Origin of the sequence: Haloarcula hispanica ATCC 33960 (genome assembly GCF_000223905.1) — an archaeon.
Classification (GTDB): domain Archaea; phylum Halobacteriota; class Halobacteria; order Halobacteriales; family Haloarculaceae; genus Haloarcula; species Haloarcula hispanica.
Genome location: NC_015944.1, coordinates 231,711 through 247,819 on the forward strand (window position 1 = coordinate 231,711; position 16,109 = coordinate 247,819).

The 16,109-nt window shown below is 59.2% G+C and carries 14 protein-coding genes and 1 pseudogene; 12 read left to right on the forward strand and 3 right to left on the reverse strand.

Annotated elements, in window-relative coordinates:
- Window positions 1–81: 81 nt before the first annotated feature.
- From HAH_RS18315 to HAH_RS18325, 3 genes and pseudogenes are all read right to left on the reverse strand, one after another.
- Window positions 82–1,320: an MFS transporter gene (locus HAH_RS18315; RefSeq protein WP_014031196.1), complete on the reverse strand. Its 1,239-nt coding sequence runs from the start codon at window positions 1,318–1,320 to the stop codon at window positions 82–84.
- A gap of 630 nt (window positions 1,321–1,950) precedes the next feature.
- A pseudogene (locus tag HAH_RS19405) lies at window positions 1,951–2,190 on the reverse strand (aldehyde dehydrogenase family protein); the annotation flags it as partial.
- Window positions 2,191–2,326: 136 nt separating this feature from the next.
- Complete coding sequence (locus HAH_RS18325) at window positions 2,327–3,109, reverse strand: IclR family transcriptional regulator (RefSeq protein WP_014031198.1); 783 nt, start codon at window positions 3,107–3,109, stop codon at window positions 2,327–2,329.
- A 531-nt stretch (window positions 3,110–3,640) separates the two neighbouring features.
- Here HAH_RS18325 and HAH_RS18330 point away from each other — a divergent pair.
- From HAH_RS18330 to HAH_RS18385, 12 genes are all read left to right on the forward strand, one after another.
- Window positions 3,641–4,738 carry an ABC transporter ATP-binding protein gene (locus HAH_RS18330; RefSeq protein ID WP_044952877.1) on the forward strand — a complete coding sequence of 366 codons (1,098 nt, stop codon included), beginning with the start codon at window positions 3,641–3,643 and terminating at the stop codon, window positions 4,736–4,738.
- A 1-nt stretch (window position 4,739) separates the two neighbouring features.
- The gene (locus HAH_RS18335; protein WP_014031200.1) at window positions 4,740–5,540 is read left to right on the forward strand and encodes a creatininase family protein; all 801 of its coding nucleotides are present in this window, start codon (window positions 4,740–4,742) and stop codon (window positions 5,538–5,540) included.
- A gap of 55 nt (window positions 5,541–5,595) precedes the next feature.
- Entirely contained in the window at window positions 5,596–6,954 is a 1,359-nt protein-coding gene (locus HAH_RS18340; RefSeq protein ID WP_014031201.1) for an ABC transporter substrate-binding protein, read from the forward strand.
- Between the two features lie 9 nt (window positions 6,955–6,963).
- A complete protein-coding gene (locus HAH_RS18345; protein ID WP_014031202.1) occupies window positions 6,964–7,902 on the forward strand; it encodes a carbohydrate ABC transporter permease in 939 nt (312 codons plus the stop codon).
- Window positions 7,899–8,744 (forward strand): carbohydrate ABC transporter permease, encoded by an 846-nt coding sequence (locus HAH_RS18350; protein ID WP_014031203.1) that lies wholly within the window; start codon window positions 7,899–7,901, stop codon window positions 8,742–8,744. Before HAH_RS18345 ends, HAH_RS18350 begins: the two co-directional genes overlap by 4 nt.
- Before the next feature lie 40 nt (window positions 8,745–8,784).
- Entirely contained in the window at window positions 8,785–9,936 is a 1,152-nt protein-coding gene (locus HAH_RS18355) for a hypothetical protein (RefSeq protein WP_014031204.1), read from the forward strand.
- A 44-nt stretch (window positions 9,937–9,980) separates the two neighbouring features.
- Window positions 9,981–11,150 carry a mandelate racemase/muconate lactonizing enzyme family protein gene (locus tag HAH_RS18360; protein ID WP_014031205.1) on the forward strand — a complete coding sequence of 390 codons (1,170 nt, stop codon included), beginning with the start codon at window positions 9,981–9,983 and terminating at the stop codon, window positions 11,148–11,150.
- A 49-nt stretch (window positions 11,151–11,199) separates the two neighbouring features.
- Window positions 11,200–12,042 (forward strand): SDR family NAD(P)-dependent oxidoreductase, encoded by an 843-nt coding sequence (locus HAH_RS18365; RefSeq protein ID WP_044952820.1) that lies wholly within the window; start codon window positions 11,200–11,202, stop codon window positions 12,040–12,042.
- A gap of 10 nt (window positions 12,043–12,052) precedes the next feature.
- A complete protein-coding gene (locus HAH_RS18370) occupies window positions 12,053–12,427 on the forward strand; it encodes a Rid family detoxifying hydrolase (protein ID WP_014031207.1) in 375 nt (124 codons plus the stop codon).
- 1 nt (window position 12,428) lies between these two features.
- On the forward strand, window positions 12,429–13,067 hold the full coding sequence (locus tag HAH_RS18375) for an HAD family hydrolase (RefSeq protein ID WP_044952822.1): 639 nt from the start codon (window positions 12,429–12,431) through the stop codon (window positions 13,065–13,067).
- A 323-nt stretch (window positions 13,068–13,390) separates the two neighbouring features.
- A complete protein-coding gene (locus HAH_RS18380; RefSeq protein WP_014031209.1) occupies window positions 13,391–14,323 on the forward strand; it encodes a DMT family transporter in 933 nt (310 codons plus the stop codon).
- A 360-nt stretch (window positions 14,324–14,683) separates the two neighbouring features.
- Window positions 14,684–15,988 carry a dicarboxylate/amino acid:cation symporter gene (locus HAH_RS18385; protein WP_014031210.1) on the forward strand — a complete coding sequence of 435 codons (1,305 nt, stop codon included), beginning with the start codon at window positions 14,684–14,686 and terminating at the stop codon, window positions 15,986–15,988.
- Window positions 15,989–16,109 lie beyond the last annotated feature (121 nt).

A 16,109-nucleotide genomic window follows, 5' to 3' on the forward strand; every position in this document is an offset into this window, starting at 1 on the left:
CATCAAATCAGTTTGTCCGAAGACGGTGCGAATCTGGGCTCAGCATTCCGTCGCCATAGTCTGAACTGCGTCCGTACTACCCTACTGGCGTTCCGGTTCTGGGGCCTGCCAGGCGACGATGATACCGGCGACAGCAACCGTGCCAGCCAATAAAAACGCCGGCTCAAATCCGACGCTGTTTACTACGGCTCCACCAGCGATCGGTGCAACAAATGCCCCTGCCAGGCCGATACTGGTCTGGAACGCGACCGCCGTCGCAGCGACGGGCGGATCAACGAGCTCTCGAACATACGTAAACGAGAGGCCAAGCGTCAGTTGGACCGCAAACCCGATCAGCAGGAGGACGGCAACAAGCAGTGGCAACGAGCGAAACTGCGTAAACCCGAGGAGAAGCGGCGCAGCAAGGCCGAAGGACGACAACACGACCGGTCGCCGTCTGCCGTTGAAGACCCGGTCCGAGATGAGCCCGCCGCTGATTCGAGAGACCACACCAACGGCGGGGAACACGGCAACGACGAGTCCGCTTACGGCCAGGGAGAAGTCCAGTCCTTGCGTGAGGTACGACGAGCCCCAGCTATTCACGAACAGGTACAGCGCGTAGCCGAGGAAGCCGAGGACACCGACGAGCCAGACGTTCCGGCTCCGGAGCACTGCCCCGAATTCCTGCAGGGACGGGGCATCGCCGCGGCTCCCGCCGTGCCCGCGGCTCGCCGGCCAGAAGACGGCCAAGCCCGCGAGGGCGGGGCCAATGAATGCCAGAAAGACAGCCGGCCAGCCGAACCGCTGGGCGATGAGCGGCCCCGTTCCCTGTCCGAGTGCGAAGCCGACCGGCCCACTGGCAGTGAAGATGCCGACTGCTGTCGCACGGTTGGAGCCGTCGACGGCCCGGCTCACCATGTCGATACCGGCGTTCCAGACGATGACATACGCAGCTCCTCCCAGTGCACGCGACGCGAGGATTGATTGGTACTGGCCACGCCGACCGGCTAGCCAGCCCCACGTCCCGGCGATGACTAACGTGCCCACCGCAAGTGCCATCGCGGTCCTCGAATCGGTCCGGTCCAGCACAGCCCCGACAGGGAGACTGACGACGACAGCGGTGCCGAACATGACCCCGACCAGGAGGCCGGCGGCTGTCGGCCCGACCTGTAGTGACTCCTGAATGAGTGGTGTCACGCTTGCAGGGACGATCTCGTAGGCAGCCAGTCCCAACGAGATGAGGCTTGCACCCGCTACAAGCCACCACGTCGAATCGGCTGTTCGAACAGGTGTCTCAGCAGCGGTGTCCGAAATATCGGAATCAGTAGCCTGTGGTGTCATTCTGGCGGGGATGAGCGTTCGGTCATCGTACTGTCGTAGTCGGCACCGGAGCTATAGTAGCCATTGAAAATCAATGCACACCTGATCGCACGGCGGCAGTGCGATCAGTGTGTACATCGTTTCAATTGTTACTATAGAAGTGAGAAGCTCAGTCAGTTCGAGTGGCGAGCGTCTGGCGAGCAGTTCCCGAACAACACCGAAAAAACTGCTTGGTGAGGTGCGGTGGCGACTGAGAGTCACTGTTTCCGAATGAGATAACAGAGCGTATTGAAACCATGGGGCCTGAAGCGGATGATACAACAGAGTGGTTGCCGAGTGCGGCGTAGCACGAGCGTGGAACCCGTGGCACGACACCCAAACAGAAGCAGGAAAGCAATCGGATATATAGACACTCACCCATAGTATAGGTACAAGCATAGAGGTATGGTCTGGTATTTCCCAATTTTCGTTCTATCTTTTCGTTTATACTAACTACCAGTCTGAACTCAGTATTCGTTCGGAGCATATTCAGAAGAACTGTGCTGGATATGTTTATACTCGCAAGAGGTGATACGTAATTCAGTATTTGTATTGAGCCTCCAGGATTGGCTATCAAATCAGAACAGTGTGTTTCATCGGGCAAGTCAAAGCGGGGTCACCAAGCGTGAACGATTCAGCCCGGGTCATCAGTCGGTCGACGAACTCGTCGTGGATGTCTTCGTGGACGATGGCCCGCGACAATGCGTCACAGGTCTCACCGGTGCTGTAGTAGACGCCTGCCGTGGCCGCGTCGACTGCCGTTTCCACGTCCGCATCGGGAAAGACAACGAGCGGCGACTTCCCGCCCAGTTCGAGAGTAACGGGAGCGATGCGGGCGGCAGTGGTCTGTATATGTAGTCGAACCAGTCCCAGTTACCGACCCAGCCCTGCCAGTCGCTCCGGCAGACTCCGCAGGAATTGACCTGAGCGACGACGCCATCCGGGTCCGGCTCCGGGCGGTCGACGTCTATCAACGTCGGCCATCCGTCTATCCGTCTATAGTACTGTATTCGTAGTACTGACTTCGAACTTCGATTTCGTTTTTCGTATATCGAAGTATCTCTAACAGATTTGCCATATACCTAGAGGTGAATCTATCTCTGGGCCCAGTGATACCGAGGGAGACCATGACCTCCTGTTCGTCGTTGAATATCGGCACGGCGACACCGCGAACGCCCCTGAGATGCTCCTCGTCGTCTATCGCGTAGCCCTGGTCACGGACTCGCTTGAGGGCCGCTTCGAGATCGGACCGGGATGACAGCGTGTTATCAGTCCCTTTCGGAAGTCCATGGTCGGCAACGATTTCGTTTCGTTTTTCGACCGGAAGATGCGCCAGAATAACTTTGCCCAGCGATGTCCAGTGCATCTCGGTGTGATTCCCGATAGGGATTTCGTCGCCCGCAGCCTTTCCGCCTGAACTCCTGTAGAGGATGACCCGCTGGCCGTTCTCTTCGATGCCGGCACCAGCAATCTCACCGGTCTCTCTGCTGAGTTCCTCAACTTTATTGCGAAGCAGTCGACCGATGTCTAGTCTCTGCCGAACGCTGCCCCCCAGCTCCAGAAAGCGGAAAGACCGGCGATACTGCCCGGATTCCTTGACGACGTAGTCACGCTGGACGAGTGTGTTGAGGTGAATAAACACAGTGCTTGTGGGTATATCCAGATGAGACGCGAGATCGGAAAGACCGACCGGTTCACGTTTTTCGAGCGCGGCGAGAATATCCAGCGTTGTCTCAACCGCACTGATCGTTTTGTTGTTTTGCGAGGCCATGGATGCGCTTTTTTTTTTGCAGAGTGAAATAGATTCCGCCGAGAGCCAAAATGTTTCCAATCACGTTGGAAAGTGGTACTATCCACCGATGTTGTCTATTCTAACATGAGTACGGATGTTATTTTCTTCGGCCTTGTCACTCGCGAAGAGTGACAACATACCACACGAGCATGTGGGACGTAAGATCCAGTCCCTAATTCAGCAGTTACAGTTACTCTAACGTCGCTTTGTGACATTCGTCTGTTCCACACGAGCGCAACAAGTGGCTTTCAATCTGGTTGAAAGGAATTGGAACCGCTCTGAGATCCCATTTTCCGCGAAGTAGTAGTTCTCTGCTCCGTCTTCTGTATCACGGAATGAGGTCGTACGTACGGGTGTGACGTTTGGGCCTCGGTTCAGAACCGCCGGCTACGCAGTCATACCGGGCGTTGCTCCGCAAGGCGCTGCCGGTTTCGATGTGATCGGTCTGCCTGACTGTGCCGGCACTACCAACATTTATTAATGATGATTGCGATGCTTCTTCTACTCGGTATGAGCGAAGTTACACTATCAAATGTCAGCAAGGTATACGACGACAACGTCCTTGCAGTTGAGGACCTCTCTCTGGCCGTCGAGGATGGAGAGTTTGTCGTCGTTGTCGGACCATCCGGGTGTGGCAAGTCAACCACACTTCGGATGATCGCCGGCCTCGAAACAGTCACCGACGGTGAGATTGCTATCGGCGGGGACGTAGTCAACGACGTTCGTCCACAGGACCGGAACATTGCGATGGTGTTCCAGAGCTACGCGCTGTACCCACACATGACCGTGCGCGATAACATGTCCTTCGGGCTTCGGCTGTCAGGCGAGTACGATGATCAGATCGAGCAACGGGTAACCGAGGCCGCCGAGCTACTGGAGATTTCGGATCTCATGGACGACCTACCGAAGCAACTCTCGGGTGGCCAGCAACAGCGCGTCGCGCTTGGGCGGGCTATCGTCCGCGACCCAGAGGTGTTTCTGATGGACGAGCCGCTGTCGAATCTCGATGCGAAGCTTCGGACCCAGATGCGTACGGAGATCCAGCGGATTCAGGAAGAGCTTGACGTGACGACAATTTACGTCACACACGATCAGACGGAAGCGATGACGATGGCCGACCGGATCGTGATTCTCAATCAGGGTGAACTCCAGCAGGTCGCACCGCCGGAACGCTGTTACGACGAGCCCAACAACAAATTTGTCGCGGGATTCATCGGGTCGCCGTCGATGAACTTCTTCGAGGTGAGCGTGACAAATAGCGGTGGACGTACGGCGGTCCACTCAGCAGGTGTGGAGTTTACGCTCAACGTCGATATTCCGGATGGGGAGTACACGCTAGGCGTCCGTCCGGAGGATTTCGTCGCCGAGGACGCCGGGTCGTACATCGATACGGTCGTGGACGTCGTAGAACCCATGGGTTCGGACAATTTCCTCTATCTGGAGACAGCAGACGGGTCGAAAGAAGTCGTAGCCCGAGTCGATAGCGAGTACCGCCCGGAACGGGGCGACGAAATCGCGTTAGGATTTCATACGGAAGATATGCATCTGTTCGGTCCCGACGGCGAGCGAGTGGAACTGAACCAGCTACAGCGGACAGAATCAGCGTAACATGTTGTACGATACTATCGGTCGGAAAGAGAGCGAGTGGGCTGGAATGACGGCGAGTCAGATCCGAGGTGTCGGCGAACAGCCGGGCTCTGTTCTCGTTATTCCCGTCGGAAGCGTCGAACAGCACGGGAACCACCTCCCGGTCGTCACCGACACACTCCTGGTCGAGGCGATGGTCGACACTGCTGTCGAGCGTCTGGACGACGTGCCTGTCGTCGTGACGCCGCCGATCTGGAGCGGGTTCTCGCCACACCATCTGTCGTTCGGTGGGACCCTGTCGCTCGAATTCGCACACTTACGAGCAACGCTTGAGGATATCGCACACGCTGGCATCCAGAACGGATTCGACGCGGTGCTGTTCGTCAATGGCCACGGCGGGAACAGTTCGCTCATCGACGCCGTCGTGAGTACAGTGGGCGTCGACACCGATGCGGAAGTACTCGGAACGACGTACTTCCACCTGGCGTCGGATCGAATCGAGGAACTCCGAACGACGGAGACGGGGGGGATGGCCCACGGCGGCGAGTTCGAGACGTCCCTCATGCTTGCGCTCCGACCGGACCTCGTGGGCGACCCGGAGGTCCGCGACGGGGAACCGATGGACGAACACTACAGATGGGGTGGACAGGACCTGCTCGACGGGGGCAACGTCGCCGTTTATCGTTCCTTCGACGAGTATTCCACGTCCGGTGCCATCGGAACGCCGAAGCAGGCGACTGCCGAGACAGGCGAACGAATCCGCTCGGTCATCGGCGACGAACTTGCGGCCCTCATGACCGCGATTCACGAGAGCAATTCCTGACCAATGAGCCACAGAACACAAAGAATTATGTACATGGAAGTAGGTGACATTAATGATGCAGCCCGATAACAACGACAGGTCTGTCGAGGACAGTATCGACCGCCGACAGCTTCTCCAAGCACTCGGCGCAGGCGGTGCCATCGCCATCGCCGGGTGTAGCGGCGACGGTGGGAGCGGCAGTGACGGTGGTGACGGCGACAGTGGGAGCGGCGGTGACGGGGGCGACGGCAGTACGCAGAGCGTGCAGTTCCTCACGATGGGCGTTGGAGACAACATCAAGCAGTTCTTCGAGGAGAACAACGCGGCCTTCGAGGACGAACACGACGTCGACGTAGAGTTCACCAGCGTGACGTGGGACAACGCACGCCAGACCGTGAACAACCGTGTCGACGGCGGCGAGGCGCCCGACGTCAGTCGGTGGCCGGCGCGCTGGATCCCACAGCTCGTAGGCAAGGACGCGCTCGAACCGCTCGACGACATGATGGACGGGGAGTTCGGTGAGCAGTTCTACGACGGCGTGGCCGAAGGAACGATGTACAACGGCTCTCACTACGGCGTGCCGTGGGCCGCCTCGAACAAGTGCCTGTACTACAACAAAGACGTCTTCGAGACGGCTGGGCTCGACCCCGAAGACCCGTCGCTCGATTCGTGGCAGGATATGCTGGATGCCGCAACGCAGATCCGTGACAGTGATGCGAGCGTACCAGCGCTGGGACTTGCAGGGGCCGACGCAATCGAAACCGGGTCGCAGTACTACCACTACCACTGGTCACACGGCGCGGACCTCGTCGACGACGAAGGTATGCCAGTCGTGAACTCCAGTGGCGCTGTTGATGCCCTCTCGTTGTACACCGACCTTCATCTCGAACACAATGTCACGCAGTCATCGCCACTCTCCTCAACTCGGCAGGACATCCGACAGCTGTTCGAGAACGGTGACCTCGGGATGGTCATCGGGCACGTGTACACGGGACTCAACATCACCGCCGCGAAGGAAAACGGTGACGTCGACTTCGATTACGGTATCGTGCAGGTACCGCGTGGCCCTGAAGGTCGGTACAGCCTCTTCACTATCGACACGCTCGCCATCCTGAGTCAGAGCGAACACAAGGACCTCGCCCGGGACCTGATTCGGTTCTACTTCGACGAGGAGCGACGGTTCCAGTACTCGAAGCAAAAAGGGTTCCTCCCCGTCGTCGAAGCCGTCGGGGAGCGCTCGTACTTCTCGGAGTCGAAGAACTGGGGACCGTTCGTCGAGGCGGGGCAGTACGCCCGCGCCCGACCGAAGCTCGGTAACTTCAGCGAGTTCAACGACCGGATGGTCCAAGCCATTCAGGAAGCACTGGCGGACCGGAAGTCACCGCAGAAGGCGCTCAACGATGCACAGAGTGATCTCGAAGATGCCATGGAGTGACAGACAGGGATGAGTCTGGCAGAGGAATACACCGAGACGTCCGACGACTCACGTCTCGAACGAGGATTGGCGTACGTCCAGCGCAACAGCCGGGCGTACCTTCTCATCGCCCCCGCAGCGGTGTTCCTGCTGGCCGTCGTCGGGTACCCGATCATCGAGACGTTTCGGTTGTCACTGTACCAGTCGCCGGCCGACTCGAACATCGAGACGTTCGTGGGACTCCAGCATTACGTCGAAATATTCAACAGCGACATCTTCTACCGACTGCTCTGGCAGACCGGTCGCTGGGTCGTCGCCGGTGTCGCGGGCAAGACACTGCTGGGACTGCTCATCGCCGTTCACCTCAAGGGAGACATCCGCGGTCGGAAGTTCTTCCGCACGGCGTTTCTCATTCCGTGGGGGATTCCATACGCTATCTCCGCTGTAGTGTTCCGATGGATAGAGCACCCGCAGTTCGGCTATCTCAACGCGATCCTGCTGAAACTCGGCATCATCGAGCAGGGAATCGGTATCCTCGGAAACCCGAGTATCGCGTGGCTCGGCGTCGTCGTAGCCGATATCTGGATCGGAACACCGTTCATGGCGATTATCTTCCTCGCGGGCCTGCAGTCGATACCCCAGGAACTGTACGAAGCAGCCGCCATCGACGGTGCCGAGAAGTGGCATCAGTTCCGGTACATCACGCTCCCGCAGCTGAAGAGCGTCGTCCTGATTGCCACGCTACTGTCGACGATATGGACGTTCGTCAGTTTCGACGTCATCTGGACAATGACCGGCGGCGGCCCGATCAGTTCGACGGCGACGCTCGTCATCCACATCTATCAGGTGGGGCTCCAGAACGGGAACCTCGGGCGCGGAGCTGCCTACAGCGTCATCGGGTTCCTGTTCCTGTTCGTCTTCGCTATCATCTACCTGCGCATCTACACGCGAGGGGGTGACGAGCTATGACGATGGCAGGCCACGACCGGAGCAATCTCCGCAAAGTCCGGCTCTACGGCGTGCTGATCGGACTGCTCGGGCTCATGATGTTGCCGTTCTACGCGATGTTCTCAAGCACTCTCAAGCCAGAGTCGGAGATATTCGCTGCGCCAGCGACGCTGGTTCCCAGCGACCCCAGCATCCAGGCGTATCTGCAGGTCTGGACACAGACCGACGTGTTGCTCTGGGTCGGGAACAGCTTCATCATCTCAGTTGGGACGGTCGTGTTGACGCTCCTGTTAGCGATACCGGCCGCGTACTCGTGTGCTCGGAACGACTTCGTGGGGAAACGGACCTTCCTCCTCGCCGTGCTGGTCGTCCAGATGTTCGCACCGGTCGTGTTAATCGTCGGTCTTTTCGACGTTATCACCCAGATGGGGCTGTTCAACACCTATCTCGCTGTGATCGTCCCGGCGGCGGCGTTCACGCTCCCGTTCAACGTCTGGATGCTGTACGGGTATTTCAAGACGATACCCGTCGCGCTCGAAGAATCTGCGCGTATCGACGGCGCGAGCCAACTGCAAATCCTCACGAAGATTGTGCTCCCGCTCACGAAGCCAGCGCTGGTCGCCAGTGTCACCTACACCTTCCTCTATGCCTGGAACCGGCTACTCTTCGTGCTCACCTTCCTCACTGACAGTGCGAAGTACAACATCCCGCGCGGGGTCTTCTCGATGGTCGGCGCGCTGCAGACCGACTGGCGGATGATGCTCACTGTGTCTGTTATCGGCATTATCCCACTCTTGATTTTGTTCGCCTTCTTGGAGGAGTATATCGTCGCAGGGATGACGGCTGGCGCGGTCAAAGAGTAGCTGCCTCTACTTTTATTATCGCCGCGATAGTTGGTCGCGTATGGAATTCGCGATGTGGGCGTACCCGTGGGACCTTCTGGACGAAGGGCCAGCGGAGGTGGAACGGCGACTGCGTGACATCGGCATCGACGAGCTGAACCTCGCGACGAACTATCACACTGTGCAGGCGTTCACGCCGCACAGTCCGGAGCGACGGACGCTGTTTGCCCGCGCGAGTTCGTATTTCGAGCCCGGTCCGGAGTACGGCGACCTCGAACCAGTTCCGTACGAGAAGATGGACAGCGACTGGGTCGCCGACATCGCCGCCGACCTGTCGGAGCTTTCACTCAATTCCTGGACAGTCGGCTGCCACAACTCCCGGCTCGGGATGGCCAACCCCGAATACACGCTGGAATCGGCACACGGTGACGACCTGATCTTCGGCCTGTGTCCCTCCCAGCCCGCGGTCCAGACGTATCTCTCGGCGCTGGTCTCAGATCTGGCGGCCCGCGATGAGTTCGCTCGTATCGAACTGGAAACGTTCGATTACTTCTACGGAACGGGCTTTGGATGGCATCATCAGAAGATCCACGCGCAGTTGGGCACACTCGGCGAATTCTTGCTTGGGCTGTGCTTCTGCCCGCACTGTCGCGAGAATGCGAAGGCCGCGGGCGTCGATGCTGAACGGGCACGCGAAACGGTAGCCGGCGCGCTGGACGATATCGTCGCCGGGGACGTGGCACACGACCGTTCGCCGGAAGGCTGGCTCGCGGAGCACGAAACCGTCGCCGCATACGTCGATGTCCGCGAACAGACGCTGTCGTCACTGTACGCCAGACTGGCTGACGCCGCTGGAACGACGCCGCTTGGCTACTACGTCGGCGCACCGGAACCCGGCCGCGAATGGGTCGTCGGGGCCGACCTGCAGGCACTCTCGAACCATGTCGATTACTACTGCCTTCCGGCTTACGAGTCGACGAGCGAAGCGGTCATAGAGGCGTACGACGCCGTCGAGACAGTTGTCGATGACGTGCCACTCCACGTCGGTCTCCTGCCGGGCCATCCAGCCATCCACGACGAGGCGACCGTTGTCGATATCGTACAGACCCTCAACTCGAAGGGAGTGCCGCGGCTCTCGTTCTATAATTACGGACTGCTCCCGGAGCAGTCACTGGAGTGGGTCGGAACCGCCGTCGACGCGGTGCGCGGATAGGGGCAAGCGGTACTTTGATATCGGTTCCCGAACGACAGGGATGCATGGAGATAACCGGCGTGTCAGCGGTCACTGTAGATGTACCGTTGGCCGACTTGGATGAACATCTCGGTATCGGGCCGTACGTGACAAATCACGGGAAACTACACTCGATGGAACGCGTGCTCGTCCGTGTCGACACAGATGAGGGGATTAGCGGTTGGGGAGAGATGCGCGTCTTCCTGTCACCGGCGGCCACTGAATCCATTATCGAAGACGGCGTTGGCCCGATGATCGAGGGCCAGTCGCCGTTCGAAATCGAGCGGCTCCGACGACAGGTGTTCGTCGAGTACACGAACGTAGATATGTTCTTTGCGGCGGTCGAAACAGCCTGCTGGGACATCGTCGGCAAAGCCCTCGACAGACCGGTATACGAACTTCTCGGCGGGTGGACGGCACCGACACAGGGCACTCAGCAACACCGGCAAACAGTCGATGGCAACAGTACTGCACCGACGGCTGTCCCCGTTGCGTTCTGTCTTGGTATCCTCTCGCCCGAGGAGTCCCGTATCAAGGCCCGAGAAGCGCTCGAAGCCGGCTTCACTGTCCTCAAAACGAAGGCGGGTCGGGACTGGCGACAGGACGTCGAGCGAATCAAAGCGATGCACGATGAAGTCGACGGCCAGCTAGAGTTCCGGCTCGACCCGAACCAGGGCTGGACGCTCGACCAAGCAGTTCGGGTCGGCGCGATGCTCGAAGACGCTGGAATCTACCTGCAGTACATGGAGCAGCCGATTCGAGTCGACTCACACAGGTCGCTTGCCCGACTCCGGCAACGACTCCGCCAGCCTATCGCGCCGAACGAGGATACGTACATCTCGCATAATCTGCAATCGCTCGTCGAAGCCGGCGCGATGGACGTCGGCGTTATCGACCTGACTCCGGCCGGCGGCATCAGTGGTATTCGACAGCAGGCCGCCATCCTCGAAGACGCCGGTGTTCCCTTTACGCACCACTGTGCGTTCGATCTGGGGATTCGAACCGCGGCGATCCTCCACGCGTTCACCGGCATCCCGGGCTTTTCGTTGCCCCCGGATTCGACGTACTACGGCTGGGAGGCAGACGTCATCGAGGCTCCGTTCGAAGTCAGCGACGGCTGCCTCCCCGCCCCGGAGGGACCCGGTCTGGGCATCAGTATCGACGTGGACACCGTCGAGGAGTATCGAATCACATGAGCGGCGGAGAGCAACTTTCAAGAGGGCAGCTTACGTGGGTGTCGGTGTCATGGTAGAGTTATCATTAGCGGACCGGCCAGCCATTGTGACTGGAGCGTCGCGAGGTATCGGGCGCGAGATCGCGGCCCGGTTCGCCGAAGCGGGTGGCGACGTCGTCGTCTGCTCGCGCACTTACGAGGACGTCAAAGCGGTTGCGACGGAGTTGACCGACACACACGATGGCCGCGTTGTTCCGGTCGAATGTGACGTCACAGACCGGGCGGCGGTACAGGACCTCGTCGACACGACCATCGAGGAGTTCGGGGACATTCGGGTGCTCGTGAACAACGCTGGCGGCGCAGACGAGTCCGCCAATCTGTTGCACCGGTGTGACGAGGACACCTTCGAGTCGATGCTCGACCTGAACCTGAAGAGCCAGTTTCTCCTGAGCAAAGAGGTACTGCCGGCGATGGTCGCCGCTGGCGGCGGGTCGATAATCCACATGGGCTCGGTCAACGGCCTGTTCGGTATCGGGCTCTCCGGCTACTCCGAGGCGAAAAGTGGACTGCTGGCCCTCTCCCGGAACATTGCCGCCCACTACGGTCAGCACGGAATCCGCTCGAACGTTATTTCGGCGGCGACCATCGAAACAGCGAACAGGCGGGCAGAGATGGAAAACACGGAGGAACGGACCGGTGAGACGAGCGCACGGGAGCGCTGGCTCGACCAGTACCCACTCGGTCGGTTCGGCACACCGCGGGAAGTCGCAGATACGACCCTGTTCCTTGCCTCCGACCTGTCGAGTTTCGTTACCGGTGAGAATCTGGTGCTCGACGGCGGATTGACGACGAGCCTGCCGACATCGTTCATCAACGAAGTCTACGACGCAGACGACCAGCCGACAACCAATTGACTCACGACCCATGGAAGAACTAACAACTGACGACGCCCCCGATAGTATCGGCCCGTACTCGCAAGGAATCGCTAGCGGTGACCGCATTTACGTTTCCGGTCAGGGACCGGTCGACCCGGATACCGGCGAGGTAATCCAGGGCACGCCCGCCGAACAGACTCGGCGCACACTCCGGAACGTAGCTGCTGTTCTGGATGCCGGTGACGCTTCACTCGACGATGTGGTGAAAGCGACGGTTTTCGTGAAGGATATGCGGTACTACGACGAGGTGAACGAAGTGTACGGTGAGCTCATGTCACCCCCCTATCCCGCTCGCAGCGCTGTGGAGGTAGTTAAACTACCAGTGGACATCGACGTCGAGATAGAAGTTATCGCGGAACGGTAGTATGTCGCATCTAGTAGTGTTCGACCTCGATGGGACACTCACTCGACAGCGGGGTGGGTTCGAGCTGTTGCACACACTCTACGGAACGACACCCGCGGCCGATACACTGATGGAGCGGTTCGAGGCCGGTCAGATTACGTTCGCGGAGTGGTGTCGAGGCGCGGTCGACGTGTGGCGTGCGAACGATATCACCAGAGCAGATATCACCCGTGCGACCCGGGCCGTCAAGCCGAAAGCGGGTGCCGTCGACCTCCTCAACCACCTCCAGCATACGGATATCCGATTCGGCATTCTCAGCGCCGGCGTTGCAAACCTCGCGACGCAGTTCGAGCAGTACGAGCCAGCGTTCGTTCGCGGAAACTGGCTTCGGTTCGAAGATGGCCGGATTTCGGGTATCGATGTCGGTGTCGGGCCCGACCAGAAAGGAGAACTACTGAGAGAGATCCGAATCAAGCAGAACCCTTCGTCAATCACCTATATCGGCGATTCACACACTGATACGGAGGCGTTCGTCGAGGCAGATACCGCGGTGTTGTTCGACCCGGACGAACGCATTCCCGAGACAGCAATCGACGAAGCGGATACAATCGTAGAGAGTGCGGACATACGAGAGGTTCAAAACCTCATCCCGAGAATTTAGCCTCGTAATCTCCAAATGAGGGTGTACATTTCCAAATGAGTGTTTTGTTCCAGTGTATTTACAATATATGCTTGCAAAATTATCTTTTCCTTGTTCAGATAGTAGAGAGTATATCCAGACACCCGTCCTCAAAGAGACGTAGCGTTCGGTGTGAGAGTTGGCTCACTGTCGAAGTAACGTTCTGACTCCGGCCGGTATTATCCAGGCAGATCCGATGTAGCCGTCAGCTCTGCGTCAAGTGTTCGCTGGCGCAGTGGCAACATCTAGCAATTTGCAACGGGCTTCGACGGCCCTTTTACCGTCGGGAGGTGACCGACAACTGAATGAGTCGCTATCGAACGACCGGTTGCTTTCTCCTCCTGGCTGCAATCTGGGGTACTGCCTTCATGGCGACAGACGTCGGCCTCGCCGACCTGCCGCCGGTACCGTTCGCCGCCGCCCGCTTCGACATCGCCTCCGTCCTCCTGTTCGCCGCGTTAGCCGTTACAGGGTCGCTAGAACGACCGCAAACGCGCGATGACTACGTGTACGTCGTCGTCGGCGGTGCGCTTATGATCGGAGTCCACCACGTATTCTTGTTCACCGGGCAGCAGTACGTCACCGGGGCTGTCGCCGCCGTCCTGCTCGGTCTCGTCCCCGTCGTGACGCCCGCGCTGACGAAGCTCGCGTCCAGCGATGACACGTTCACCGCGAATACCGGTGTCGGCGTAGTACTCGGGTTCGTCGGCGTCATCGTCATCGCTGACCCCGACCCGGCGAATCTCCTCAGCAGCACTATCGGGATCGCGCTCGTGTTCGCGTCGGCGCTGGCGTTTGCTATCCCGGCCGTCGTCACGCACGACACCAGTCCGTCGATGTCGTTTCTGGCCACACAGGCGTGGTTGATGGCTATCGGGGCCGTTGTCCTCCATGTCACCGTGCTCGCGCTCCCCGGACAGTCGTTTGCAGACGCATCGTGGACGCTGTCCGCGTTTGCGGCGCTACTGTATTTGGCCGTCGTCGCCGGTATCGGCGGTTTCCTGCTGTACTTCCGGCTACTTGACCAGCTGGGTCCTATCGAGATGAGCTTCATCGAGTACGTGATTCCGCTGTTCGCCGCGCTCGCCGGCTGGCTCGTGCTTGACCAGCAGGTCACACTCGCGACCGTTGGTGGGTTCGCATGCATCCTCATGGGATTCATCGCAGCGAAGTGGGCGACGTTGCGAGCGGAACTGCGTCGGGTCGTCGAACCGAAAACCAGCCCCCCGGCGGACTGAATGGAGTCAGGGGTCGCAGGCCGTCACTGCTTGAACGGAGTCCGAAGGCAGTCACTGCTTGAAAAGAGTCCGAAGGCAGTCACTGAGTGGGCCACCCTGATGGGTTCGAGAAAATAAACAGCGAAGCTGGAAACGGCAATAATGACCGTCAGGCAGGAGTGACAGCGGCCTCGGGTTTCTGAAAACAAGCGGACTACAGCCGCTATTTTGTTATCTTTTCAGTGGATCGGCGACAGGACTTGTTATGTACCGACAAATCCGTCTGCAAACGGGATCTTGTAAGCGAAGCCCGCATCATAGCCGCGTGCACATACTGGCGGGGCTGACGGGTTTTTATAAGACTACCCGTTGCTGTATACTATGCTACAACCCATTCACACGCTATGGAGCCGGTATCGATCTATCCCACTCATCTGGCGTATCTTCGTCGCCTTCATACTGGGTGCAGGTGCCGGTATCGCGTTCGGGGAGCAGATGGCCGTGGTCAGACCAGTGGGCGACCTCTTCCTTCGGCTGCTCAATATGCTGGTCATCCCGATCATCGTCTTCACACTGCTGACCGGGATTCGACAGCTCTCCCCCGCGAAGCTTGGGAGGATCGGCGGTGCGACAGTCGGGCTCTACGCCCTGACGACGACCCTCGCAGGCATCATTGGCCTTGCGGTTGCGAACGTGCTTCAGCCGGGCCGTGGCCTCGAATTCGGCGGCGGTGAAGCGCAATCGAAAGCACCGCCGTCGTTGCTGGATGTCGTTCTCGGAATCGTGCCGAACAATCCGGTCGCGGCGCTCGCGGAGGGGAATCTGCTGGCGACGGTTTTCTTCGTCATCGTATTCGGAATCGCGCTGACGTACGTCCGCTCCCAGCAAGACGCGCTCGCGGATAGCGTCGATTCGGTGTTCGAAGCGTTTGAGGTTGGTGCTGAAGCGATGTTTGTCATCGTTCGGGGAGTCCTCGAATTCGGTGTGCTCGGCGTGTTCGCGCTGATGGCGTCCGGAATCGGCACTGAAGGGATCGGCCTGTTCTCCTCACTGGGCGAACTCGTGTTGGCAGTCACTATCGCAATCGTCATTCACATCGGCTTCACCTATCTCGTTCTCTTGATGGGCGTGGTTGCCGACGTGTCGCCGATTGCGTTCCTCAGCGGGGCGAAAGACGCGATGGTGACCGCGTTCGCGACTCGGTCCTCGAGCGGAACGCTCCCTGTCACGATGCGCAATGCGGACGAAGACCTGCAGATCGCCGAGCGGGTGTATTCGTTCACCCTCCCAGTCGGTGCGACGGCGAACATGGACGGGGCCGCCATCCGGCAGGCAGTCACCGTGATGTTCGCCGCGAACGTCGTCGGACAGCCACTGGTGCTCACTGAACAGGTCTTCGTCTTGATAGTGGCCGTCCTCATCAGCATCGGAACCGCCGGCGTTCCGGGAGCGGGCATCGTCATGCTCACCGTGATTCTCACACAGGTCGGCCTCCCACTGGAGGTCGTCGGGTTCGTCGCTGGCGTCGACCCGATCCTCGGGCGGATTGCAACGATGAACAACGTCACCGGCGACCTCGCGGTTTCGACCGTCGTCGGGAAGTGGAACGACGGACTCGACCTAAATGAGGGCGTCTGGTCACGAAATCTGAGCGGCGTCGCCGAGTTCGTTCCCGGTGACGACTAGAGGACCACGGCGGTAGAGATTGAAACAGAAACTAATGCTGGTACAGTTGTTATCTTAACCTATAAGAGCCGAAATACTTCTGGCGGCTGAACTGACAACAGCAGTGTGAGCGATTTCCGGG

Bases quoted from the DNA above. Each gene is read 5' to 3' on its own strand.
- HAH_RS18315 (WP_014031196.1), bottom strand. From the start codon at position 1,320: ATGACACCACAGGCTACTGATTCCGATATTTCGGACACCGCTGCTGAG.
- HAH_RS18325 (WP_014031198.1), bottom strand. From the start codon at position 3,109: ATGGCCTCGCAAAACAACAAAACGATCAGTGCGGTTGAGACAACGCTG.
- HAH_RS18330 (WP_044952877.1), top strand. From the start codon at position 3,641: ATGAGCGAAGTTACACTATCAAATGTCAGCAAGGTATACGACGACAAC.
- HAH_RS18335 (WP_014031200.1), top strand. From the start codon at position 4,740: ATGTTGTACGATACTATCGGTCGGAAAGAGAGCGAGTGGGCTGGAATG.
- HAH_RS18340 (WP_014031201.1), top strand. From the start codon at position 5,596: ATGCAGCCCGATAACAACGACAGGTCTGTCGAGGACAGTATCGACCGC.
- HAH_RS18345 (WP_014031202.1), top strand. From the start codon at position 6,964: ATGAGTCTGGCAGAGGAATACACCGAGACGTCCGACGACTCACGTCTC.
- HAH_RS18350 (WP_014031203.1), top strand. From the start codon at position 7,899: ATGACGATGGCAGGCCACGACCGGAGCAATCTCCGCAAAGTCCGGCTC.
- HAH_RS18355 (WP_014031204.1), top strand. From the start codon at position 8,785: ATGGAATTCGCGATGTGGGCGTACCCGTGGGACCTTCTGGACGAAGGG.
- HAH_RS18360 (WP_014031205.1), top strand. From the start codon at position 9,981: ATGGAGATAACCGGCGTGTCAGCGGTCACTGTAGATGTACCGTTGGCC.
- HAH_RS18365 (WP_044952820.1), top strand. From the start codon at position 11,200: ATGGTAGAGTTATCATTAGCGGACCGGCCAGCCATTGTGACTGGAGCG.
- HAH_RS18370 (WP_014031207.1), top strand. From the start codon at position 12,053: ATGGAAGAACTAACAACTGACGACGCCCCCGATAGTATCGGCCCGTAC.
- HAH_RS18375 (WP_044952822.1), top strand. From the start codon at position 12,429: ATGTCGCATCTAGTAGTGTTCGACCTCGATGGGACACTCACTCGACAG.
- HAH_RS18380 (WP_014031209.1), top strand. From the start codon at position 13,391: ATGAGTCGCTATCGAACGACCGGTTGCTTTCTCCTCCTGGCTGCAATC.
- HAH_RS18385 (WP_014031210.1), top strand. From the start codon at position 14,684: ATGCTACAACCCATTCACACGCTATGGAGCCGGTATCGATCTATCCCA.